A 20,286-nucleotide genomic window follows, 5' to 3' on the forward strand; every position below is an offset into this window, starting at 1 on the left:
ATAGGGAATTTGAGCTTCCCTTGTTACAATAGCAGACTCGACTATTTTCTACTGTTGGCAACATTATCATGATCGATATTCAACTTCTGCGCAAAGACATCAACACGGTGGCGGCCCGTCTGGCTACCCGTAAATTCCAGCTGGATGTCACGACGTTTAATGCGCTCGAAGCAGAGCGCAGGCAAATTCAATCCCGTACCGAAGAATTGCAGGGCAAACGAAATAGCTTGTCCAAGCAAATCGGTATGCTTAAGGGAAAAGGTGAAGATGCTTCTGCGGTCATGGCTGAAGTGGGCGGAATCGGCGATGAGTTGAAGGCATCGGAAGTACGCTTGTCTGAAGTGCAGACGCAAATGACGGCATTTTTGCAAACGATACCGAATCTGCCGCACGAGACGGTGACTGTCGGTAACGACGAAACTGCAAACGTGGAAGTGCGCAAGGTCGGTACGCTACCGGCTTTTGATTTTGAGGTTAAAGACCATGTTGATATTGGCTCCGCACTGGGGCTCGATTTTGACACGGCAGTCAAACTGACAGGTTCGCGTTTTTCTGTCATGCGAGGAGGTATTGCCCGGTTGCACCGCGCACTGGCGCAGTTTATGCTGGACACGCAAACAATGGAGCATGGCTACACGGAAGTGTACACACCCTATATGGTGAATGCCGACTCGATGCGCGGTACCGGGCAGTTACCGAAATTTGAGGAAGATTTATTCGCCGTGAAAAAAGGCGGACAAGAAGGTGAGGGTGAGACACTGTATCTGATCCCGACCTCTGAAGTGTCTCTGACCAATACCGTGCGCGATGAAATTCTGGCCGCAGATGCACTGCCAGTGAAGCTGACTGCGCATACGCCATGCTTCCGTTCTGAGGCTGGCAGTTATGGCCGCGATACGCGCGGCATGATACGTCAGCACCAGTTTGACAAAGTTGAAATGGTGCAGATTGTTCATCCGGAAAAATCCATGGAAGCGCTGGACGAAATGGTCGGTCACGCTGAGGCAATCCTTCAAAAACTGGGATTGCCATACCGCGTGATGAGTCTGTGCACCGGCGACATGGGTTTTGGTGCAATGAAAACGTTTGACCTGGAAGTCTGGTTGCCGGCGCAAAATACTTATCGTGAAATTTCTTCCATTTCTAATATGGAAGCATTTCAGGCGCGTCGCATGCAGGCGAGATTCCGTAATGCGCAGGGCAAACCGGAACCGGTACATACCCTGAATGGCTCGGGGCTGGCTGTTGGCCGTACTCTGGTTGCCGTGCTCGAAAATTACCAGCAGGCGGACGGTTCGGTCATCATTCCTGAAGTGCTGCTACCATACATGGGCGGCATCGAAAAACTGGTGCCCGCAGCATAATCAGATGTCCCAGAAACCGCATCTCAGATGCGGTTTTTTTATAGGGAACTTCAGCAGGTAATGTCGCAAGTCAACCGACAATTGTTGCTGTTAGCTGATGATCAAATCCAGCTCGGAGCGACGGTCAATAAACAAGCTGTTGCCGTGAATTTTCTTGGCCTGTTTTTTGGCTTCCGATGCGGCAATGGATATCTGGTGATGAGAGTAAAATTTGTTAGCCCGCGATTTGACCACGCCCAACGACAGACTGACTAAAGGATAGAAAACTTTTTTCCCCTGCCGGTCTTCGCTCAGATAACCGCCACGTTCACGGTCATCATTACTGTAAAAATCTCCGATACTGGCAGCAAAATTCTGCAAAATATCCTGGCAACGTTGTTCCCAGTCCTCGCTCCGGAACAAAATAATAAAATCATCGCCGCCAATGTGACCAATAAAATCCAGCTGCGGATCGCAATGCTGCTTCAGTATTTCACTGGTCATCTGAATGATGTCATCACCGCGCCGGTAGCCGTACACATCGTTAAATGGCTTGAAATGATCCAGATCACAATAACAGGCGCTGAAATTTTGTTGTTGCTGAAGCAGATGGTCAATATGCTCATTAATCGGAACATTGCCTGGCAGTTGTGTTAACGGATTCGCGTAACGTGCTGCATTGATCTGCATTTGAGTAATTTCTCTCATCAGATCCGGGCCAGTGCAGATACCGATGTATTGTCCCTGATCAGTAATGATAATGCCGTTAATCAAATGATCAGGATTGGCTTCAATAATGATATGGCTGACATCTTGCATGCTCGTGTTTTTATCCACGACTACTGCATGCACATCCATAAAAACCTTACAGGATTTTTTACCATACAGCTCGCGCTGATAGGGGCGGGCAAAACGGTCAATCATGTGATAACGATTGATGATACCTACCGGAATACCGTTGTCCACTACAGGTAAAATCTGCAATCTGGGGTTTTGCAGAAAAATATCATCCACCTGATTATTCAGCATCGTTGATGGGACTGTAGGACATGTTTTAAGTATTTTTTCAACCGCCGTCATTTGCTCAACACCTCCTGCCTGGCGTTTAAACATCAGTTGATGATCCGAGCTCAGCAGCTTGATGACTTCGGCAGAAATCATCCTGGCCGGAGCAGGATGTGGTCGTGCAATATGATAACCCTGGCCACACGCTACTCCCAGATCGCGAACCGCTATCAGCTCGGCCTGTGTTTCTATTCCTTCTGCAATGACCTTGGTGCCGGACTTTTCAGCAATACTCTGAATCGAACGGACAAATTGTGCTTTAACAGGGTCATGATCAATTCCCTGAATAAAATGCATATCAATTTTGACGTAATCTGGTTTTAATTCAGACCATAAGCGCAGACTGGAAAAACCTTCACCCAGATCATCGATCGCGATTTCAAAGCCCATCTCACGGTAATGCATAACAGCATCGCATAGTAAACCATAATCATGCGTTGGCTGATACTCGGTCAGTTCAATGATGACCCGCTCCGGAGAAATACCGAGCTGGTGAACGGTGTCGAGGGTTTCGCCGTAACGTGTATCGCGCTGAATCAGGGATTCGGGGCTGACGTTCAGAAATATTTTTCCCGGCAGTTTTTGTGCTGAAAATTGTTCCAGCACGACTTTCCGGCATAAATGCTCAACCGTTACAGTCAGTTGATGGTCAGCTGCTGCCTTGAATAAATTGATGGGAGCATGCAGTGGGCTATCAGAGGGTCCTCTGATCAAACCTTCGTAACCGAGAATATCGCCATTCTGCATATCCACGATAGGCTGAAAACGTGCAGTCAGCGAGCGTTGCTCGATAATGCGTAAAAGCTGTGAATGCATAGATGACTCCCCGGCTTCAGGCAATACAGGGTGCACCAGACTGATGTATGGTTCGTTCAGCGGTGAAATTTTGGCAGGACCTTGCATCGGCATGCTGAGAGTGGCAATTTTCATGGGACAGAGTTCGGAATTCGTGCAGCCTGGGGTCATTTTTCTGGAAATGGAGGTGCGCAGGTAAGAAAAAGTAACAATCCCGAATATAGTGACCTGATATGACAGGCGCATGTCATTATTGAAGTACGGCAATAAATTTTGAGAGTATTGTTTTAATCATTGCCTGCAGCTGGCTAGGAAAGAAACTTTTTTTTTGCTATACTCCAAGGCTTCGCTCTTAATAGCGAACAACCAAGCCGGAGAGGTGGCAGAGTGGTTGAATGTACCTGACTCGAAATCAGGCGTACTGTAAAAGGTATCGGGGGTTCGAATCCCCCCCTCTCCGCCAGAATGACGTAAAAAAAGCCCTTGAGTAATCAAGGGCTTTTTTATTTTCAATTCTCGACGAATATGAGTATCTGGGGAATGACTTCTCCTAAGAGGGCGTCATTGCCGAATCCATCAATACCATTGAGTCTTATTGCCATCGTGTAATGTTTACTGATGGCTTTCAGCCTTGGCCGCGACTTCCCGAGCGGTGAGTCAGGGCGGGTTTTGTCGCCTGCCGGTTAGTGCTTTGACGGGGCTTTCCATTATGTGCTTTGTTGGCTGCCGGTTGTGCTGGCTTGTTTCCGGATTGTGTCCGTGGCGGTCGTTTGCCTGAAGATGGCGGACGTCCTTCAAAACTACGAAGTTGTATCGGTTGCGCTTTGGCGTTTGGATCCGGAATAAATCCATCGACAATTTCTTTCGGAATCTGGCGTTTGATGAATTTTTCAATATCGGCAAGCAATTTAAATTCATCAACACATACCAGGGATACTGCTTCTCCGGTGGAACCTGCACGGCCAGTGCGGCCTATGCGGTGTACATAGTCTTCCGGTACATTCGGCAGGTCATAATTTACAACGTGCGGTAGCTGATCAATGTCAATACCGCGTGCCGCAATGTCTGTGGCAACCAATACAGGCAGGCTGCCATCCTTGAATTCGGCAAGCGCCTTGGTGCGGGCCGACTGACTTTTGTTTCCATGGATTGCCATGGCGCCAATGCCATCTTTACCCAGTTGCTCTACCAGCTTATTAGCACCGTGCTTGGTTCGGGTAAATACCAATACCTGGGACCACTGGTGTGTTTTGATCAGATGAGCCAGCAATGGGTGTTTTTTGTCTCTGTCTACTGGATGGATTTTCTGTGCGATCACTTCCACTGTTGAATTGCGCCGGGCAACCTCGATCATCGCAGGATTATTCAATAAGCGGTCTGCCAGTGCTTTGATGTCATCGGAGAACGTTGCAGAAAATAACAGATTCTGGCGTTTGGCCGGCAGAATGGCGAGCACTTTCTTGATGTCGTGAATGAAACCCATATCGAGCATGCGGTCAGCTTCATCCAGCACGAGTATTTCAATATGGCGCAAATCAATCGTGCCTTGCTGATGATGATCGAGCAAACGTCCCGGAGTGGCCACCAGAATATCCACGCCATGTTTTAATAATTTGATTTGCGGATTAATTCCAACGCCACCAAATATAACGCCGGAATTCAGTGGCAGATATTTACTGTACAAGGCGATATTCTCCTGTACCTGCGCTGCCAGTTCTCTGGTAGGTGTCAGCACCAGAACGCGAATGACGCGGCGGGCAGCTTTGTCCTTGAGTGTGGTGGTGCTGGCTAAACGCTGCAGGATAGGCAACGTGAAACCCGCCGTTTTGCCGGTTCCGGTTTGTGCGCCAGCCAATAAATCTCCGCCACGAATGACGGCAGGAATTGCCTGTTGCTGAATTGGGGTGGGGGAGACATAACCCTGTTCGCTGACTGCACGAACAATATCCTCGGACAAACCGAGTTCGCTAAATGATGACATGGATTTCTACTGGATTACTGAAAACACGGATTCATTTTTCGTGAATCCGGAAGGGAGCCTGCATGCCGGGGCATGACAGGCCATGATGCTTACTTTGTTGTTGCCGCAAAGGGCTGGAGTACATTGACCATCTGCGCAAATACTTTGGGTGTTCCGGCTAATACGTCACCCTTATACAGGTAATCAGCATCGCCAGAGAAGTTGCCCACGATGCCACCGGCTTCTGTAATCAGCAAGGAACCTGCAGCAATATCCCATGGTGCCAGGCCTTTTTCAAAAAAGCCATCGAGGCGTCCTGTCGCCACATAAGCAAGATCCAGTGCCGCAGAGCCCGGTCTTCTGAGTCCCTGGCATTTACCGGTCATGACTTTGAACATTTCCAGATATTGATCAAGCGCCGACAGGTCTCTGGAGGGAAAGCCGGTTCCAATCAAAGAGTCTGCCAGTTTATCGCAACGTGTGACGCGAATCCGTTTTTCATTCAGAAATGCGCCGGCTCCTTTGGTGGCGGTGAACATTTCATTACGGGTAGGATCATAAACCACGGCCTGGGTAATGACTCCGCGGTGCTGCAAAGCAATGGAGACGCAATATTGCGGGAAACCGTGAATGAAGTTGGTGGTACCATCGAGCGGATCAATGATCCATACATAATCATTTTCGTCATGCAGATTAGCGGATGCGCCAGACTCTTCTGCCAGAATCGCATGATCTGGATAAGCAGTTTTTAAAACCTCAATAATGGCGGCTTCTGCGGCCTGATCAACTTCAGTGACAAAGTCATTGAAATGTTTTTCCGTGACGCTTACGCGATCAAGGTCAAATGAAGCACGATTAATCAGTGTCGCGCCACGACGAGCGGCTTTGACCGCAGTATTCAGCATTGGGTGCATAAGGTTTCCGATAAAATGACGGCAAACAGATCATCACGCTTCACGCGTGACGGATCATATTGCTGGACAAAAATGATAAAGAGCGTGCGCTGCTGTTTTCCGGAACAGCCCGTAACTGAAAAAACAACGCAAATATTCCGCTATTTTAAATGAACTTGACACAAACTGACACATCTCTTTTTAATCGCTTGCGATTTGTTCTGGTGGAAACCAGCCACCCGGGGAATGCCGGGGCAGCTGCCCGGGCATTAAAAACCATGGGGTTTTCCCAGCTTTATCTGGTGCGGCCACGGTTTGCAGATGTACTCAAACACCCTGATGCGATCGCCTTTGCTAGCGGAGCTCAGGATATTCTGGATAATGCCCGTATTGTTGATACGGTAGAAGAAGCTCTGGTGGGCTGTGATCTGGTGGCCGCAGTCAGTGCCCGGCTGCGTGAGTTTTCGCCGCCATTGATCACACCGCGGGATCTGGCGAGTCAGGCTGCAGGAAGTCTGGTCAATGCAGCGCTGGTATTTGGCAGTGAGCGCTATGGCTTACCCAACGAAGTAGTCATGAATTGTCAATGGCTGATTAACATACCAGCCAATCCTGAGTATTCATCACTGAATCTGGCGCAGGCAGTTCAGTTATTGGCTTACGAGGGAAGAATGGCCGCCGGGCAGAGCGTAATATCTGATGCTGAAAAGAACGTTCAGATTGGATTCCGCGGGCAGCTGGCAACCAGCGAGATGCTTGACGGCATGTATGCTCATCTGGAGCAGGCCTTGATCAAAATTGATTTTTTGCACCCGGATCAGCCGAAGAAATTGATGCCCCGATTGAAGCGTTTATTTTCCCGCACTCAGCTGGAAACTGAGGAGGTCAATATATTGCGTGGAATTGCAAAAAAAATCATGGACATGCCTGGTAAATAACATCAAAAAGGGTTTGTCGTATCAAACCTTGTTGAATTGTTGTTTAAATTGATAAATATGATGAAATCGATTGTATTAAAATTAATTTCTTTCCTCTTTAGTATTTTCAGCAACATCTTATTTGTTATAACCTCAGTAAGATTGCAGTGAGGATACATTGCATATTCAAAATAATTTTTACAATTAAAAGGGTGTCATTATTTCCGTTTTATTCAGACGATCCGTTATTTCCCGACTATGTGCAGGTCTGTTTGCCATCAGCCTGGCGAGTCCCGTTGCCGCATTAGGTGTCGGCGGGTTGCGTATGCAGTCGTCACTTGGTCAGCCGCTGAAAGCACAGCTGGAAGTAACCGGCGCAGAGGCTTTTGATATTGATCTGAATTGCTTCAAAGCGTCGGTGGAGGCGGCAGATGGCACTTTACTGGCGCCTGTTGCATTAAATTTTATCTCGCAGGGTGACCGGCGCTTCCTGACGCTGGCAACGCGAAAAAATTTACTGGAACCGGCCGTTAAAGTCATGCTGAAGGTGAATTGCGAAATTCAGTTTCATCGCGAGTATCTGGTGTTACTGGATCCGCCCGAATTATCGACTTCTTCTCCAGTAGAGCAACCCCGCACTCAACCAGAAAGTGCAGCATTCAAAGCAGATGTTTCTGCTTCTGAAAAACTCGCAAAGAAAGAGCAGGGGCGGCAAGTAATCCGTCCGGCCGCATTGGCGCGTCAAGCATCAGAGGAACCTGTTACTCATAAGAGAAAAAATACGCCACAGCAAAAAATATCGCCTGAACTGTTTTTGCCGCGACCTGCCAGCGCCGGAAAGGATACGCTTAAATTATCGGGGGGTGGGGAGAATCTGGTTTTTGGCTTAAGGTCATCTGACACATTGTCACTCCCTGAACAAGGCGCTACCTCTGCTAACGCGGATATTGAAGCAATCAGACTGGCGCAGGCCCAGTTCGCGGCAATGCTGCGCGATGAAAAATTACCGGTGGTAAATGCAGAGAAAACTAATGCAGAGCAACAAAAAATACAAAGCCTGCAACATGAAGCCATTCAGCTGAAGCGCCAGATTCAAATCGACAAAGCTGCTGTGGAAGAGTTAAAAGACACTTCAGTCTCTAAAAACTGGTTATACCTTCTGCTGGTTCTGATGTCGGGCGGCATTGCGGTATTGCTGACGCTGCTCGCCTACGTACGGCGGCTGCATAAAAAAACGGCATCTACCTGGTGGGAACAAAAAGAATCGAAAAATATGGAAACCCGGCGCAGTGTCGAGGAACTGGTTGACCATGTTCAGGCTTCTTATGGACCGACCACGACCACAAGCGAACATTCGCAGCTAATGGAAAAATCGTTTGCAGCCAGTGACCTGGCGCACGTATCAGTTATACCAAAAAATAGCCGGGGACAATCGGCAGCACAGGGAGATCTGGAAGCCAATTCCGTTTTCAGCCGCAGCTACACACCTTCACTGGAAGACACCAACAGCAGCACTTTTAACTTTTTCTCTTCACGCGGACATTCTCTCAAAGTTGAAGAAATTTCAGATGTGACTCAGGAAGCTGAATTCTGGATGTCGGTGAATGATCCTGAGCGGGCAATTGAAATTCTCGAGCCGCAGGCTGAGCAGAATCAGCCTGAATCCCCGGTGCCTTGGCTGTATCTGCTAGATCTTTACCGCTTGACTGGTAACAAAGAAAAATACGATGCGCTCAGGGATCGCTTTATCGTTTATTTCAATGCGAATGTGCCTGAGTTTGAAGTCGATCCCGCCAGTCTGACGGTGCGTCATCTGGATGATTTTGAACATCTGATCCAAAAAATCTGCAGCCTCTGGACGAGCAATGATATTCTGCCGTTCCTGGAAAGTCTGCTGATCGACGATCGTGATGGTAAGCGTATGGGATTTGATTTGCCGGTCTATCGGGATATTCTGCTGCTGATTTCGATTGCCAATGAGCTTGACAGATTGAAGTCATTTGGCGAACAGATCAGTGGCTGGAAAGCTGCGACGGATATTCCGTTGGCAGAGTCGGAAGCGAATTCGGCAGATCAGTCACACGTCATTAACTTTGAAGCCATCGACTTTCACACAAAACCCTGAAAGTGATACGAATACCCCGATGAAGCGTCATCATTTTTACATCTGAATTTCCATTAAACGGAAGGTCGTCACACATGATTAAACTTTGTGGTTTTGCCGTAAGCAATTATTACAACAAGGTCAAACTGGCTTTGCTGGAAAAGCAGATTCCGTTCGAAGAAGCTCTGGTATGGACGGATCGTTCGCCGGAACTCATCGCCAGATCACCGCTTGGTAAGGTGCCGTATATTGAAACTCCACACGGTGCCTTATGTGAGTCGCAAGTGATTCTGGAATATCTGGAGCAGGTTTATCCGGATCGCCCGTTACTTCCTGAGGATGCTTTTGCGGCAGCCAAGGTCCGTGAGCTGATCGTATTTCTGGAATTGCATCTGGAACTGGTTGCGCGCGAACTGTATGGGCAGGCATTCTTTGGCGGCAGTATTTCGGATGAGATCAAAAACCGCACGGAGAAGCAGCTGACCCGCAATATCGCAGCTTTTGCAAAGCTGGCGAAATTTGATGCATTTATCGCAGGCTCTGAATTCAGCATGGCGGATTGCGCAGCAGTCGTGCATTTGCCTTTGATCACACTTGCTACGAAAATTATTTATGGCCGCGATTTTCTGGCAGAGTTGCCAGTGAAGGAATATCTGGAGCGTTTGGCTACGAGACCCCATATCCAGAAAGTGAATGCCGACCGGAAAGAAAATCAGGCGCTCATGATGAGCCGTAAAAAATAGGATCAGCACAGAGCGCGGTATCAATAAAAATGGGAAGCTGTGCTTCCCATTTTTATACTGCCCGGCGCATTTTTTGCACGGTATAGTTTTTCACTTCTTTCGGCGGCTCAACCAGTTTCACGATGGCGAATGTGCAGTTGTCGCCACGCGGAGCACCGCGATCCCGCGCTTTGCGGATCAGTAATTCAGATGCCTGGCGAGGTGAATTCGCAGCGACTGCGGCGGACAATTCAGCATCGTCAAAGTAGTGCCAGAGTCCATCGGAGCATAATAAAAAACAGTCGTTGACCTGAAGATTATCGCGCTGCCCAAATTCAATATAAGGCGGGGAGGTGGTTGAGCCCAGCACATTGACAAGGATATTGGCTAACTTATGGGTTTTGGCTTCTTCCGATTGAATTTTTCCTTCACTGACCAGTTTTTCAACGTAAGAGTGATCCCGGGTTCTTTCAGCGAAATTAGGGCCGCTGAAACGGTATAGGCGTGAATCGCCTGCATGCGCCCAGATTGCCTGCTGCTGCGGGGTAATCACCATGGCGACTAATGTGCTGTGCGGTTCTTTTTCCGCCGAGACGGCGGTTAGCTTGATGACGGTGTGCGCTTCCTGCAGGATGGATTCGAGCAGATGACGCACATCGTTGCCAGGGTAAAAGTCATCAAATAACTGTTTCGCTGTACGTACTACCTGCTCTGCCGCCAGTGCGCCACCGCTTTTTCCACCCATGCCGTCGGCCACCACGGCCATCATATAGCCAGGTGCATTGGGGGCGGCAAAAAGCCCGACCCTGTCCTGTTGTTCTTGCCTGTCACCGATATGTTGCCCGGTGCCGGCTTCGATCTTATATTGGCTCATACGTCTCGGTAGATTACACTAATGAAAAGTCTGCTTTGCATGACTTTCCCGAAATTAACACTATTCTACTGTAAGCTGAAGGCTATGAGCCATCCTGAACAAGTACGACAACGAATAATTGAGCTGGAAGTGGAGCATCGGGATCTTGATGTCGTGATTAACGCGCTGCTCAAAGACCCTGCACATGATGAACTGCAATTGCGCAGACTGAAAAAGCGTAAATTACAGCTGAAAGATCATATCACTTTACTCAAAATGCAGCTGACTCCTGACGTGCCAGCCTGAGATTACCCACAGGAAAAAACTGTTTTTGTCCTTGAATGCCCGATTTTGACTGATATAACCACTCCGAATACGACGATTACCCCTGGTCAGCACGATACTGAAGTCACACAATTGTTTGGCTCCGATGGCCCTTTAAGTCAGGCCATTCCCGGATATCGTCCGCGGTCACCGCAGATTGACATGGCAAAAGCCATCGCCAGAGCAATTGCCGGACATGGTACTTTGCTAGCGGAAGCAGGTACCGGAACCGGGAAAACTTACGCCTATCTGATTCCTGCATTGTTGTGGGGCGGGAAAACGATTGTTTCAACTGGTACAAAAAACTTACAGGATCAGTTGTTTTTACGTGACATTCCAACGATCCGAAAAGTACTTAAAGCCCCTGTTTCAGTCGCTCTGCTGAAAGGCCGTGCGAATTATCTGTGCCATTATCATCTGGAGCGCACCCTGCAAAATGGCCGCCTCACTTCGCGTGAGGATGTGGGCTATCTGCGGGATATTTCCCGCTTCATCAAAACGACTGCCAGCGGTGATAAGGCGGAATTATCGCGTGTGCCGGAAGGCGCATCAGTCTGGAGTCTGGTGACATCGACCAAGGAAAACTGTGTCGGTTCTGAATGCCAGTACTATCAGGATTGCTTCGTGATGAAAGCGCGCAAAGAGGCGCAGCAAGCCGATGTGGTGGTGGTGAATCATCATTTGTTTTTTGCCGATGTTGCGCTGAAAGATACAGGTATTGCCGAGTTGCTGCCTTCGGCCAACACGGTCATTTTTGATGAGGCACATCAATTACCGGAAACGGCGACTTTGTTTTTTGGTGAAACGATTTCTACATCCCAGGTGCTGGAATTATGTCGTGATGTACTGGCGGAAGGTTTGTCCCATGCACGAGATGGTGCCGAGTGGGCCAAACTGGTTGCGCCGGTCGAACGGGCTGCGCGCGATTTACGACTGGCCTTTCCGCAGGATATTGTGCGTTTGTCGCTGGATCAGATCGCGCCATCCAGTCCATTTTTTGAGGCGCTGGAAGCACTGAAGCGCGGTCTGGATGACATGATCGCCGTACTGGAAAAACAGGCGGAGCGTGCGGAGACACTGGAGCAGTGCCGCGCCCGCGCCATCCTGCTGCTGGACCAGATTGAGAAATGGAATGCTACTCCCGATCCTAAAACCAATGATGGCGAATATGTACTGTGGGTGGAAGCATTTTCCGTGTCTTTGCAATTACACCGTACGCCCTTGTCGATTGCGCCGATTTTCAATAAACAGCGCGAAGGAACACCGAGAGCCTGGATTTTCACTTCGGCAACGATGGCGGTGAAAAATGATTTTACCCATTACGTTTCTCAGATGGGCTTATGGAATGAACCGGCACACACCTGGCCCAGCCCATTTAATTATCAGGAGCAGGGATATCTGTATGTGCCGGACCGGATGCCCGACCCAAATTCGCGCGATTACACAGATGCCGTGATTGACGCCGCCTTGCCGGTGATGACTGCTGCCGGTGGCAGGACATTTCTACTGTGCACGACCTTAAAGGCCGTCAGACATTGCGCTGAACGTCTGAAGTCGGAGTTTGAGCAGCGCGGTCTGGATTTTCCTTTGTTTGTGCAGGGTACTGCCGGACGGACGGAATTGCTGGATCGTTTCCGTGCCGCAGGAAATGGTGTGCTGATCGGCAGTCAGAGTTTTTGGGAGGGGGTCGATGTCCGTGGCGAGGCATTGTCATTGGTCATTATCGATAAACTACCTTTTTCGCCGCCGGATGATCCGGTACTGGCGGCACGTATCAGCGCCATGGAAAAAAAGGGACTGAATGGTTTTGTGCATCACCAGCTTCCCGAGGCCATCATCAATCTGAAGCAGGGAGCGGGGCGTCTGATCCGTGATGAAACGGACCGCGGAGTGCTGATGATTTGTGATCCGCGTCTTATTTCCAAGCCATATGGCAAGCGTATCTGGCAAAGCCTGCCGGGTTTCGCCAGAACGCGTGCGGAAGCAGACGTGGTGGCATTTTTCCGGCAACTGAAACAAGATAAAGTCACGCCGGCGGAATGAAGGGTTTGTATCCACTCTCAGCTGATTTTTTGGGGAGTATCTGGTATTTTCACCTTGTTCTCCTTAGGTATAAAAGGCATTAAAATATACTCCCCTTCAGTATCAAAACAGGCAGATGATCATGGAAAGACTTTTCTGCATCTTTAAGCCGGTGGCGAGCAGTCCGGAAACGCGGAAAAAATAAAAAAAGCTGAATATCCTGCGATATTCAGCTTTGGGTTACGTACCGGAACTGATTCCGGATGCGTTGATTACCAGATAGAAACCCGTTCCGATGCCGGCAGATACATCTTGTCGCCGGCTTTTACACCGAAAGACTCGTAGAACGGCGTCATGTTGCGCAAAGACCCATTGGCCCGGAATTCACCAGGAGAATGCGGGTCGGTTTTGATGCGGACAATCGCCTCCTGTTCACGCATTTTTCCGCGCCACACCTGGCCAAAGCCGGTGAAGAAGCGCTGGTCGCCAGTCAGGCCGCCAATGACCGGCGCGGGTTTGCCGCCCAGCGAGAGACGATAAGCTTTGTAAGCGATGGCCAGGCCTGAGTTGTCTGCAATATTTTCGCCCAGTGTCAGCTCGCCGTTCACGTTGTAGCCCGGAACCGGGCTGAAGGCATTGTATTGTTTGACCAGCGCTGCCGTCTTGGCGGCGAATTTCTCATGATCTGCCTTGGTCCACCAGTCGCGCAGATTACCGGCACCGTCATATTGCGAGCCCTGATCGTCAAAACCATGGCTGATTTCGTGGCCGATCACAGCACCGATACCGCCATAGTTCACGGCATCGTCAGCTTTTGGATTAAAGAAGGGCGGCTGCAAGATCGCTGCCGGGAACACAATCTCATTCATTTCAGGATTGTAGTAGGCGTTAACCGTCTGTGGCGTCATGCCCCATTCTTCACGGTCGATTGGCTTGCCCAGTTTGTTCAGCTCGGTTTGCGCTGCAAAACTGCGTATTGCCCGCAGATTAGCAACGGCATCTCCCTTGGTGATCTGTAATGCGGAGTAGTCTTTCCACTTGTTCGGATAACCGATCTTTGGCATGAATGTGGACAGCTTTGCCTGCGCTTCTTTTTTTGTTTCCGGGCTCATCCAGTCGAGTGTGTCGATGCTTTTCTGATAGGCGAGCAGCAGATTGGCGACCAGTTTTTCCATCCGCGCTTTGCTGTCAGCCGGAAAATATCTGGCAACATACAGTTTCCCCAGGCTTTCGCCCATGCCGGCATCGACCAGGCGCACACCGCGTTTCCAGCGGATTTCCTGTTCCGGTACGCCACGCAGTGTCTTACCGAAAAATGCAAAGCTTTCATCGCTGAATTGCTTCGGAAGCTGGCCAGCAGCAGAGCTCAGCACATGCCATTTGAAATAGGCTTTGATGGTATCAAGCGGCGTTGCCTGCAGAATGCTGTTCATGCTGCTCAGGTAACTGGGTTGTGCAACGATCAGATAGTTGATTTTGCCGGTCACACCCAATGCGTTCAGATAGGCGTCCCAGTCATAGCCAGGCATGAGATCAGTCAGTTTGCTTAATTCAATTTTGTTGTAGGCTTTGACCGGATCACGCAACTCGACTTTGGTCCACTGGACTTTGGCCAGCTCTGTTTCAAATGCCAGAATGGCGGAAGCATTTTTGACGGCCTCTTTGTCGCCCGCCATACCCAGCATGGTTTCGATATGTTTCAGATAGGCGGCGCGGATGCTTTTCAGCTTGGCATCGTCATCTTTCAGGTAATAATCGCGGTCTGGCAATCCCAGACCGGACTGGCCAATGTCAAGCACGTATTTGGTGGAATCTTTGTTGTCCTGATGCACCTGAATATCATACGGTGCCGTCACGCTGATGCGGTTGACCCAGGCCATGAAAGCTGGCAGCTGTTTTTTATCCGTGAGGCTGTCTACTTTAGCGAAGTCCGCCTGCAGCGGTTTTAAGCCCAGCGCCTCAATGTGTTTAGTACCCATGAAACTGGAATACAGGTCGCTGATTTTTTGAGCATCACTGTCAGCAGCATTTTTATTTTTTGCCAGACCCTCAATAATTGTATGCAGCCGCGGAACCACTGCTTCACGCAAATCCATGAATGCGCCGGCAGAGGAGCGGTCCGATGGAATCTGGGCCGTTTTCATCCATGTACCGTTAACGTGACGATAGAAATCTTCCTGAGGTTTGACGGACTTATCGGCGTACTGCGTATCAATTCCCGACAGCAAAACGCTGCTGGCGGCAGCTTTGGCTGGTTCTGCAGCGTAAACCTGGGGCGCGCCGGTGGTTCCGGCGATCATCAGCGCAATGGCGCTTAAAACGGTGGCTTTCACTTGTTGGGGTCTCCTGAGTGTGAAGTGCTTGGTTAACATGTCGCCTGATTGAAGCGGCACGACGGGACAAACGGAATGGACGGGATTCGCCATTCTGAAAACGGAAGCGGCAAATTGGTCATAATAAATTAAATAATTTTTTCATTTTATCAAGCATTGCCCGGTTGGTGAATGGGGGCGATGCGGGTTTTTTTGACTGGGTCACCGTGGGCTGCGTTCTTATTTCAATGGCGTCAGGATTCCCTGCAAGCGGTCTGGAATGCCTTCAATGCGCTGCAGGCGTGGATATCTCAGGCCCTCAAAATAATGCAGGGTGACAGTACGAAAATCATCGCCATGACGGACGATCAGCTCTATCGGTTGCCGTGTGGTTTTCGCATGGATGACTGCTGATTTCAGGTTATCTGTCTGGTAAGCCCGTCCATTAATGGCCAGGATCACACTGCCACTCAGCATTTTTGCCTGATAGGCGGGGCTGTTCCAGACTATCTGGCTGATTTTTCCTGATTTATCGCTCATGAAACCAAGCGCATAGCGGAAATCACTCTCCTGACGGCTATCTTCCATGGATTTGGCGAAATCAGTCAGTTTATCGGTGTATACCAATTTCCAGCCAGCGAGCTCTAATGCTGATAATGGGGTTGCCGGCTGGTAGCTGTCGAGCCGGGCTTTCAGAAAACCGGCCCAGTCATCTGCCTGAATGGATTGCAGGGTGGCAACAATATCATCGAAGCGGTAGGTGAGCGGTCTGGATTCACCATCCTGCATACTGAAAAAATGGAGTGCGAAATCATTCAGCGAACGCTTGTCTCCAGAGAGCTGACGCAGTCTGGCATCGACTTCCAGCCAAAGTAAAAAACCTTCCCGGTAATAGTCTTCCTCACGTTGCCAGTCACTCCAGGCCTGCGCCCTGCGGCTGATGAAAATGGGGCTGTTGGTGGTGTCCTGCAGCGACCGCCATGTCCGTCCTTGCTGCTGATCATAATGTGCCGCCAGACTGGCAATGCTGTCACGGATTTGCTCCGGCGTGAGCAGGCCTGAGCGCGCCGCCAGCACCATGCCCCAGTACTGGGTCTGGCCTTCATACATCCAGAGCAGGCTGTCCTGCATCGGCACATTGAAGTCCGGCGTCATCAGATCAGCAGGACGGCGGAATTTCCCATTCCATGAATGTGTGTATTCATGCGCCAGCAAATCCCGTCCGCCCGGTTTTTTGGCCCACTCCGTAAAATACCCGGGCCGCAGACCGTTTTCGCTGGATTCATGATGCTCCAGTCCAATACCTGAGAAACTGTCGCTTAATGCCAGTAAAAAATCATAATGCCGGTAATGTTGCGACCCGAACAGGCGTGCAGCCTGTTGCACAAGAGTGCGATGCGCCGCAATCTGTTCGGCAGAAGCATTCAGTGATTCCGGTTTATCTGCAACGATGTTGAGGTGAGCAGTCGTCTTTGCGCCGGGGGCAAGATCAATGCGTTTGAAGTATCTGCCGGCAAAAACCGGTGAGTCAACTAATTGTTCAAGACTGACGGGCTGAAAGCGAATTTCTGTATTCTGTCTTTCAGCCACTTCCAGTGCGCTGCCAAATTCAAAGCCATCCGGCAGTCGTAAAGTAGCCTGTATCTGTATGCCGCTTGCATCAAATCCGGCCGGATAGAGCAGGACGGTATTCCACTGTACGCCAACGATGTCGCGCGTCATGGTAACGCGCCCAAACTTCTCTTCCGTTGGCGAGAGAAACTGGAATGCCGCGTCGATCTCAGTGACTCCGGCAGGAATGTTGAGGTGAAATGCGTACATATTGACGGGATCACGCTGCCATTGCAGGACCTGGCCTGCGGCCGAAATCCGCAATCCCGCCAGTAAATTCAATGGGCCGTAGGGGCCATGGCGGCCTGGCAGCCATTCGGGAAACAATAAAGTGAGCTGACCTGCGCTAACAGGGATTTTTTCCTGGACCTGGAATATTTTTCGTTCGACATCCGTGGCATCAACCTGTAGCCGGAGCATCCCGGGATAGTGCGACGCATTGCTGGCGCTGACGGGGCTGGCAGGACTGCCCATGCTGTATGCGGGCAGGGATAACAGGGGAAGGCTCAGCAGGGCGGTGCCGAGAAAGAGTCGCGCAAAGCTTGATTTCATCCGTGATTGTCTCGTTATATCATCGAAAAATATTTATTTAGGATGATGGACAATCTGACTGGAATTAAGTTGCACTAATCCGGATGAAAATCTGCTAACTGCGCTTACTGGTTCTCGATATGTTCTACCAGCATCTGCACCCGGGTCACGCCGTTGTATTCATTGGCGTCGAGCCTGAAGGCAACCCGGCAGCGGGCCGATAGCTGATCGGTATGTCCGAACCAGATCGCGTCGTACCGGATGCCTTGCTTTTCCAGTACCAGTTTGAGATGGCGCTCCTTGAGGATACGCTGGGAAATGACCGTAAATTCATCACAAAATACGGGAGGAGGAAAACCCTGACCCCAGACCTGGCTATCGAGTAGCTGAATGAAGTCAGTAGTGAAATAACTGTTTTCCAGTTCACCATCGGTTTCAATCACCCGTTCGAGCTGATTCTGCTGCAACCATGTCTGTCCGACAGCTTCAAATGCCTGCTGAAAAGCGGAAAAGTTTTCTGCGCGGATCGTCAGCCCGGCTGCCATGGCATGTCCGCCAAATTTCTCGATCAGCTGCGGTGCGTGTTTTGACACCAGATCCAGCGCATCCCGTAAATGAAATCCGGGAATGGAGCGACCGGAGCCTTTCAATGTCCCATCTCCGGCTGGCGCAAATGTGATGGTAGGCCGGTAGAATTTATCCTTCAGGCGCGATGCGACTATGCCAATGACGCCCTGATGCCAGCTTTCGTCGGAAACGGTAATCGTGTGGCTGGACTCCGGCTGAAACTGATCCAGATGCAGTAAGGCGACATCCTGCATGTCACGTTCGATGTCTTTGCGGTCGGCGTTAATACTGTGCAACTCCTGGGCAATCTGCCAGGCTCTCCCTGCATCATCCGTCGTCAGGCATTCAATGCCCAGCCGCATATCGGCCAGCCGGCCGGCAGCGTTTAAGCGTGGGCCGACAGCAAAGCCAAGATCGAAAGGGCTGGCCAGCCGCAATTCGCGCCCGGCCACCTGAAACAGGGCAACAATTCCGGCGCAGGCCCGGCCAGCCCGCATTCGTTTAAGCCCCTGTGCCACCAGGATGCGGTTATTGGCATCAAGCCGGACGACGTCGGCAACCGTGCCCAGTGCAACCAGATCAAGCAGATTGTCCAGTTTTGGTTGCGTTTCCAGACTGAAAACATTCCGTTGCCGCAGTTCGGCCCGCAGCGCCAGCAGGACATAAAACATCACGCCAACTCCGGCCAGATGTTTGCTGGGAAATTCACAATCAGGCTGATTCGGATTCACAATAACAGCTGCAGCAGGCAACTGTTCGCCCGGTAAATGATGGTCCGTAATCAGTACCTCAATACCTTGTGCAGCGGCAGCGGCAACCCCATCCACGCTGGCAATGCCATTGTCAACCGTGACAATGATATCCGGTGTTTTTTCGCGTACAGTCAGCGCGACGATTTCCGGGGTCAGGCCGTATCCATACTCAAAACGGTTAGGCACAATATAGTCCACATCCGCACCAAGCATACGCAGCCCACGCAAGCCAACGGCGCAGGCTGTGGCGCCATCGCAATCATAGTCGGCCACGATCACGATCTTTTTGTGAGCAGCGATGGCATCAGCCAGAAACTGTGCAGCTTCGCGCATCTGGTGCATCCCGGCAGGCGGTAGCAGGGCATTCAGCCCGGTTTGCAGTTCGCTGTCATGCTTGATGCCGCGTGCTGCGTACAGGCGTGCAAGCACGGGGTGCATGCCGCTTTGCCGCAGCATTTCGGATTCTCTCAGCGAGTAGGGGCGGGTGCTGATGCGCGTCATGGCTGAGCAGATGGAAATAATTTTTGCAGATGCGGGCGACGCCAGAATTGGTAGAGTGACCAGGGGCTAAGGCGATAGCTGAGAAGTTGTCTGTGATCGGAGCAGATCAGTGTGACTTGTTTCAGCTGACGCTGCCGGAGTGCGTCGTAAACAGGCACAAACCAGTTTTCTTCCAGACGGCCGAGTTCCTGCAGCCAGGTACCCCAGTCATTATTCAGTGCCGGTTCAATCAACGTGTCTGCCAGAATGCAGATCGCCTGGCCGGTGGCAGCGGGAAGCTGGTTGAATCGCGCTGTTTTTTGTACTGATTTGAAACTATTGAGTCTGCTGTCACTGCCGCCGGACAGCCAGACCGAATTCACGGCCTTTTTTCCGATGGCTTCCCGCTCCTGGTTGATATCGTGGGTGAACCACAACATTTGGATTTCATTCTGAAATTTTCTCCAGGCACGGGCTTCCTGTCCTTTGGGCATCCAGATATCGATATTGTGGCCACAGGCCGCATCAGGTGTCGCTGTCTGCAGCTCAGACCAGTTGTCGGCCCGTAAAAACCAGTGCTGTGCATCGCCATATATCAGCGAAAATCCAGCGTCTGCCGCGACGGTTTTGGCGATGTCAAACAGTTCCTTTGATTCCTGCTCGCTGAGATCCAGTCTGCGCTGGTCAGTCAGCACCAGATGGTCGCGGGCGATGTGGATATGTACCGGTTGCAGCAGGAACCAATATCCGTCGTTTGCTGACAGGTTATATGCCGCCATTTGGTGCAGGCTGATTGCCGGGCTGTTGGCCGAACTGGGCAGCGCCGGATATCCGGCCAGCCAGTATTCATGCGGGAGTGCGTTGGAAAACCCATCGGCGGCGTCTGATTCTGCGGTGGCGCTGGCCGCCAGCAGGTTTGCTAATGCCGGAGCCTGTATGGCCTTAATCAGGTCGTTTCTGAGTTCTGCGGGGGGGAGGCTGAATGGCAGCAGGAGTTCTAAATTCTTCATAGATGTCATTGTATGGCAAATGTGT

The 20,286-nt window shown here is 50.5% G+C and carries 14 protein-coding genes and 1 tRNA gene; 7 read left to right on the forward strand and 8 right to left on the reverse strand.

The features are described from left to right. The first annotated feature begins 68 nt into the window (after positions 1 to 68). Positions 69 to 1,364 carry a serine--tRNA ligase gene (gene serS, locus H8K27_RS07900; RefSeq protein ID WP_186862590.1) on the forward strand — a complete coding sequence of 432 codons (1,296 nt, stop codon included), beginning with the start codon at positions 69 to 71 and terminating at the stop codon, positions 1,362 to 1,364. A gap of 90 nt (positions 1,365 to 1,454) precedes the next feature. On the opposite strand, the gene H8K27_RS07905 is transcribed toward serS, so the two are convergent. After that, complete coding sequence (locus tag H8K27_RS07905) at positions 1,455 to 3,224, reverse strand: GGDEF domain-containing protein (RefSeq protein ID WP_230419084.1); 1,770 nt, start codon at positions 3,222 to 3,224, stop codon at positions 1,455 to 1,457. A gap of 352 nt (positions 3,225 to 3,576) precedes the next feature. Between H8K27_RS07905 and H8K27_RS07910 the strand changes: the two genes are divergently transcribed. Further along, a tRNA-Ser gene (locus tag H8K27_RS07910) sits at positions 3,577 to 3,666 on the forward strand. A 162-nt stretch (positions 3,667 to 3,828) separates the two neighbouring features. On the opposite strand, the gene H8K27_RS07915 is transcribed toward H8K27_RS07910, so the two are convergent. Next, entirely contained in the window at positions 3,829 to 5,184 is a 1,356-nt protein-coding gene (locus H8K27_RS07915; protein ID WP_186862591.1) for a DEAD/DEAH box helicase, read from the reverse strand. An 89-nt stretch (positions 5,185 to 5,273) separates the two neighbouring features. After that, positions 5,274 to 6,068, reverse strand: coding sequence for an inositol monophosphatase family protein (locus H8K27_RS07920; RefSeq protein WP_186862733.1), 795 nt, complete (start codon positions 6,066 to 6,068; stop codon positions 5,274 to 5,276). A 158-nt stretch (positions 6,069 to 6,226) separates the two neighbouring features. Here H8K27_RS07920 and H8K27_RS07925 point away from each other — a divergent pair, with 158 nt between their 5' ends. The 3 genes from H8K27_RS07925 (at position 6,227) to H8K27_RS07935 (ending at position 9,820) form a co-directional block, all read left to right on the forward strand. Further along, entirely contained in the window at positions 6,227 to 6,994 is a 768-nt protein-coding gene (locus tag H8K27_RS07925) for an RNA methyltransferase (protein ID WP_186862592.1), read from the forward strand. Positions 6,995 to 7,256: 262 nt separating this feature from the next. Beyond that, positions 7,257 to 9,098: a type IV pilus assembly protein FimV gene (locus H8K27_RS07930; protein ID WP_456243319.1), complete on the forward strand. Its 1,842-nt coding sequence runs from the start codon at positions 7,257 to 7,259 to the stop codon at positions 9,096 to 9,098. Between the two features lie 74 nt (positions 9,099 to 9,172). Beyond that, on the forward strand, positions 9,173 to 9,820 hold the full coding sequence (locus H8K27_RS07935) for a glutathione S-transferase family protein (protein ID WP_186862594.1): 648 nt from the start codon (positions 9,173 to 9,175) through the stop codon (positions 9,818 to 9,820). Between the two features lie 52 nt (positions 9,821 to 9,872). Here H8K27_RS07935 and H8K27_RS07940 read toward each other — a convergent pair whose 3' ends face one another. Beyond that, on the reverse strand, positions 9,873 to 10,673 hold the full coding sequence (locus H8K27_RS07940; RefSeq protein WP_186862595.1) for a PP2C family protein-serine/threonine phosphatase: 801 nt from the start codon (positions 10,671 to 10,673) through the stop codon (positions 9,873 to 9,875). 84 nt (positions 10,674 to 10,757) lie between these two features. On the opposite strand from H8K27_RS07940, the gene H8K27_RS07945 reads away from it, so the two are divergent. Together H8K27_RS07945 and H8K27_RS07950 are read left to right on the forward strand one after the other, a co-directional pair. Then, positions 10,758 to 10,958 (forward strand): YdcH family protein, encoded by a 201-nt coding sequence (locus tag H8K27_RS07945; RefSeq protein ID WP_186862596.1) that lies wholly within the window; start codon positions 10,758 to 10,760, stop codon positions 10,956 to 10,958. Positions 10,959 to 11,003: 45 nt separating this feature from the next. Beyond that, positions 11,004 to 13,019, forward strand: a complete 2,016-nt coding sequence (locus H8K27_RS07950; protein ID WP_222610619.1) for an ATP-dependent DNA helicase — start codon at positions 11,004 to 11,006, stop codon at positions 13,017 to 13,019. A 251-nt stretch (positions 13,020 to 13,270) separates the two neighbouring features. On the opposite strand, the gene H8K27_RS07955 is transcribed toward H8K27_RS07950, so the two are convergent. From H8K27_RS07955 to H8K27_RS07970, 4 genes are all read right to left on the reverse strand, one after another. Beyond that, the gene (locus tag H8K27_RS07955; protein WP_408058420.1) at positions 13,271 to 15,331 is read right to left on the reverse strand and encodes a M13 family metallopeptidase; all 2,061 of its coding nucleotides are present in this window, start codon (positions 15,329 to 15,331) and stop codon (positions 13,271 to 13,273) included. 219 nt (positions 15,332 to 15,550) lie between these two features. Continuing rightward, positions 15,551 to 17,473 (reverse strand): M61 family metallopeptidase, encoded by a 1,923-nt coding sequence (locus H8K27_RS07960; RefSeq protein WP_186862597.1) that lies wholly within the window; start codon positions 17,471 to 17,473, stop codon positions 15,551 to 15,553. Positions 17,474 to 17,577: 104 nt separating this feature from the next. Next, positions 17,578 to 19,272 carry a single-stranded-DNA-specific exonuclease RecJ gene (gene recJ / locus H8K27_RS07965; RefSeq protein ID WP_186862598.1) on the reverse strand — a complete coding sequence of 565 codons (1,695 nt, stop codon included), beginning with the start codon at positions 19,270 to 19,272 and terminating at the stop codon, positions 17,578 to 17,580. Then, on the reverse strand, positions 19,269 to 20,261 hold the full coding sequence (locus tag H8K27_RS07970; RefSeq protein ID WP_186862599.1) for a hypothetical protein: 993 nt from the start codon (positions 20,259 to 20,261) through the stop codon (positions 19,269 to 19,271). Before H8K27_RS07970 ends, recJ begins: the two co-directional genes overlap by 4 nt. Between the last annotated feature and the right edge of the window lie 25 nt (positions 20,262 to 20,286).

The organism is Cognatundibacterium griseum (genome assembly GCF_014284195.1).
Classification (GTDB): domain Bacteria; phylum Pseudomonadota; class Gammaproteobacteria; order Burkholderiales; family Burkholderiaceae_D; genus Undibacterium; species Undibacterium griseum.